General features: G+C 53.8%; 2 protein-coding genes. Both read right to left on the reverse strand.

Annotated elements, in window-relative coordinates; genetic code table 11:
- Nucleotides 1-854 (reverse strand): DUF4099 domain-containing protein (locus tag Q2J39_RS10725; protein WP_300968174.1); only part of this gene is annotated, 854 nt, incomplete at its 3' end.
- A 20-nt stretch (nucleotides 855-874) separates the two neighbouring features.
- Nucleotides 875-1,169: helix-turn-helix domain-containing protein (locus Q2J39_RS10730; protein ID WP_300968175.1), on the reverse strand; the 295-nt coding region annotated here is incomplete at its 5' end.

Genomic DNA, 1,169 nt, shown 5'->3' on the forward strand with positions numbered 1-1,169 from the left:
TCATTCGTCTTGCGGTCTATGCTGATGAACGAGGGGATGATTTCACCCGTTTCCTTGTCCACGATGTCCACGACCCTGCCGAGGTTGCCCGTTTCACGCAGGTTTTTACGGTCTTCGTCGGAGAACTTATGTTCCTTGTACTCGTCAAGTTTCTGTTCCTTGCGGATGAAGTGCGGCACGAGGCTGACATTGCCCTCGCTGTCCTTCTTGAAGGAGAGGCGGGCATCCAGCTCGAAAGCCTCGCCGCCGAACTTGGGCGACACTTTCACCAAGTCGGACTTGCCGTAGTTGAGCATCTTGGTAAGGTCGCCGGACTTTTCAAGGTCGGCACGTTTCACGCCCCATTTCTCTTCCAGCTCCTGCCAGTTGATTTTGCTCTCGTCAATGGGCTGGTAGCCCCGTCTGCCTTGCGTCTGTTGTTGCGGGCTTTCCTGTTTCTTTTCCATTTCTTCCTGCTTTTGTTCCGTCTGCTCCGTCTTTCCGGCGGTCTGTTCTTCCTTCACCTGCTTTTCGTAGCCGGAAGTGTCCACCTTGTGGGGCGCAAGCAGTTCCTTGTTGGCTTCGGGGTCTTTCAGCAGGTCTTTCATCACCTCCAGCAGTTTGTCGGCTTGGTCTGCCGCGACACGGTAGAAACCGAAGCGGCTGGGTTCCTTACACTGCCGGAAGAAGTTTTTGAAGAAGTTGTCCAGCATATCGCCGTGGCGGTCGAATTGCAGGAAACTCTGCGCATTCTCCGCTTTCGCGGGGGTGCGCTTGGGGGAACCGTCGGCATCCAGCCCGGCTACCACGCTGATCTCGCCCGTCTTCTCGTCACGGACTATCAGCACGTCCTTTTCAGTTGTTTTCTTTGCCATTTGAAAAATGTTTTAATGGGTTATTTTTGAAAGAAATTATGGATACGAGCCTTGTAGAAGGCTATATCTTCTTTTTTGAAGTCCTTTACGTGTCCGGAAAGGAACGTCAGCACGTCCTCCTCGCTGTAATAGGTCTTTTTGCCGAGCGTCTTGTACGGCAACGCGCCGATACTGCGGTAGCGTTGCAGGGTACGCTTGCTGATCTGGAGCAGCATACAGAGGTCTTGGTTGTCGAACATCCTGATACGTTCCATCGGGTTCGGGGCTTTGCCGGACGGCTGCAAGGAGAGCAGCAGTTCGTCCTGACGGTCGAGC

Source organism: uncultured Allobaculum sp. (assembly GCF_948576815.1).
GTDB classification, from domain to species: Bacteria; Bacillota_I; Bacilli_A; order Erysipelotrichales; family Erysipelotrichaceae; genus Allobaculum; species Allobaculum fili.